The 2053-nt window shown below is 48.8% G+C and carries 5 protein-coding genes; 3 read left to right on the top strand and 2 right to left on the bottom strand.

Features of this window, described 5'->3' with window-relative positions; genetic code table 11:
- The coding region (locus tag V3S16_RS08810; RefSeq protein WP_413884311.1) for an AAA family ATPase at window positions 1–593 on the bottom strand (593 nt) is incomplete at its 3' end.
- A gap of 118 nt (window positions 594–711) precedes the next feature.
- On the opposite strand from V3S16_RS08810, the gene V3S16_RS08805 reads away from it, so the two are divergent.
- Together V3S16_RS08805 and V3S16_RS08800 are read left to right on the top strand one after the other, a co-directional pair.
- Entirely contained in the window at window positions 712–954 is a 243-nt protein-coding gene (locus V3S16_RS08805; RefSeq protein ID WP_413884310.1) for a type II toxin-antitoxin system HicB family antitoxin, read from the top strand.
- Between the two features lie 75 nt (window positions 955–1029).
- Window positions 1030–1179 carry a type II toxin-antitoxin system HicA family toxin gene (locus tag V3S16_RS08800; protein WP_413884309.1) on the top strand — a complete coding sequence of 50 codons (150 nt, stop codon included), beginning with the start codon at window positions 1030–1032 and terminating at the stop codon, window positions 1177–1179.
- 62 nt (window positions 1180–1241) lie between these two features.
- Here V3S16_RS08800 and V3S16_RS08795 read toward each other — a convergent pair whose 3' ends face one another.
- Window positions 1242–1466: a type II toxin-antitoxin system HicA family toxin gene (locus tag V3S16_RS08795; RefSeq protein WP_413884308.1), complete on the bottom strand. Its 225-nt coding sequence runs from the start codon at window positions 1464–1466 to the stop codon at window positions 1242–1244.
- Between the two features lie 112 nt (window positions 1467–1578).
- Here V3S16_RS08795 and V3S16_RS08790 point away from each other — a divergent pair.
- On the top strand, window positions 1579–2053 hold a 475-nt coding region (locus V3S16_RS08790; RefSeq protein WP_413884307.1), incomplete at its 3' end, for a DUF488 family protein.

Genomic DNA, 2053 nt, shown 5'->3' with positions numbered 1-2053 from the left:
AAAAGTATGTTCGAGGTGTCCACCTCCACGAAATCGTGCTTGTTCCAGTGCTGGGTAATGTCTTGCGGCACGAAAAGCTTTTGGCCCTCCACAAGCCTTAAGAGCGACTGCTGAACGCCCTCGCCGCCGATGTCGCGCTGTCCCGCGCCGGTGCGCGCCGTTCCCATCTTGCGGCCTATCTTGTCTATCTCGTCGATGAAGATGACGCCCTTTTCAGTAAGGGCGACGTCGCCATGCGTCCGGTGCAAAAGCTCGCCGACCATCACTTCAATGTCCTTGCCGTAGTACCCGGCTTCGGTGTACTCGGTGGCGTCGGCGACGGTGAGCGGGAGTTCGAGTATTTCGGCAAGGGTCCTTGCGATGTGCGTCTTGCCGCATCCCGTTGGCCCGATTAAGAGGACGTTTGATTTTTTCACGATTTTATTTTTGCGCAGCGCCGGGCTTGTGATGCGCTTTACGTGGCTGTACGCGGCTATTGCCACCGTGCGCTTGGCGCGCTCCTGGCCGATTACGTACCGGCTGAGTTTTTTATAAATATCCTCCGGCGTGAATTCGGCGGGACCTGGTTTTTTCCGCTCCATATCAGATTCCATTATCGCCTTTTAAAGCCCCTAATATCAAGGTGTGATAAACTTGGCAAACCGGCATCCCGGTTCTCTTGAAATAACGGGAAGCGGTTTGATGTGATATCGTGGAAAATGGAGGTGCGTAATGAGTGAGATATTTATAAAGTTGCAAATTGAAGCCCTTGACGAAGGCGGGTACGTGGCGACCAGCAATGACCTGCCGGGGCTTGTCGCACAGGGCAGGACATTGGCCGAAACGATAGAAGTGGCCCATGATGTTGCAAGAAAACTTATAGAGTCTTACGAAAAACACGGCGATCCCATGCCGCCGGGCATCAGGAAACTTGATAAGGAGATTGAGATTGATATTGCGGTCGGAATCGGGTGATAGTATCGCTTGCGGGCTTCAAGTACAAAGAAGTCATTCGCAAGCTAAAAAAGGCCGGATTTCAGTTTGACCGCAATGCCTAAGGGTAGCCATGAGATCTGGTGGAACCCCGTTACGCGCCTGAGAACAGCCGTTCTCAATCATCCGGGTGATATTCCCAAGGGGACAATCCGGGCCATATTAAAACAGGCAAAAATTAGCCCGGAAGAATTCTTGAAACTTTAAGGGGGTCTGGCTCCATCGCTTTCATTATCGCCTTTTGAAGCCTCTAATATCAAGCCGCGGCTTTATAACAGTTGAATAAACTGCTCGGAACTTAAGCCCGCACGGCGGAGGATTGATCTAAGGGTTCCCTTGGCGATCTCTTTGTGGTTCGGCACAGTAAGTCTTCTATACGGGGGATTTTCATTCCTTAATATAAGATGGCTTCCCGTTTGATGGTCGACGAGATACCCGGCTTTTTCCAAAGCTCTGCAGGTTTCCTTGCCGGAGACGACCGGTAGCTTGCTCAAACTGTAACTTCGATAACCTCTTCTTCTATCGAAGGGGATATCTTTCCTCTGCGCCCCAGATTACTAAAGAGAACTGTTTTGTATTATTTCTCCTTTGGATTAAACTAATTTGATGAATCAAAAGTTCGTTTACACTATAGGGCATTCAGACCATGCGATTGAGAAATTCATAAGCTTGCTCAAACAGCATGGGATAACAGCTGTTGCCGATGTGCGCTCTGCTCCTTACAGCCGATATCATTCCCAATTCATTAAAGACGCTCTCGCTGATTCACTTAAGAAAGAGGAGATCGCCTACGTATTCCTTGGCAAGGAATTAGGGGCCAAGCCTGATGATCCATCATGCTACAAAAACGGCAAGGTAGATTATAGCCGTATTACTGAAAGGGAAGAATTTAAAAGCGGACTGGAACGCGTTCTAGCTGGAGTCATAAAATACCGCATTGCACTAATGTGCGCTGAGAAAGAACCTCTTGATTGCCATCGAACAATCCTAATATCCCACAATCTGAAGCTTATGGGGGTAAGCATTAAACATATTCTTTCTGATGGTACTATTGAGAACCATGAAGATGTTGAGTCCAGAC

The organism is Candidatus Desulfatibia sp., from assembly GCF_036446775.1.
In the GTDB taxonomy this organism is placed as follows: Bacteria; Desulfobacterota; Desulfobacteria; order Desulfobacterales; family UBA11574; genus Desulfatibia_A.
This window is presented reverse-complemented; position numbering and strand designations above follow the sequence as displayed.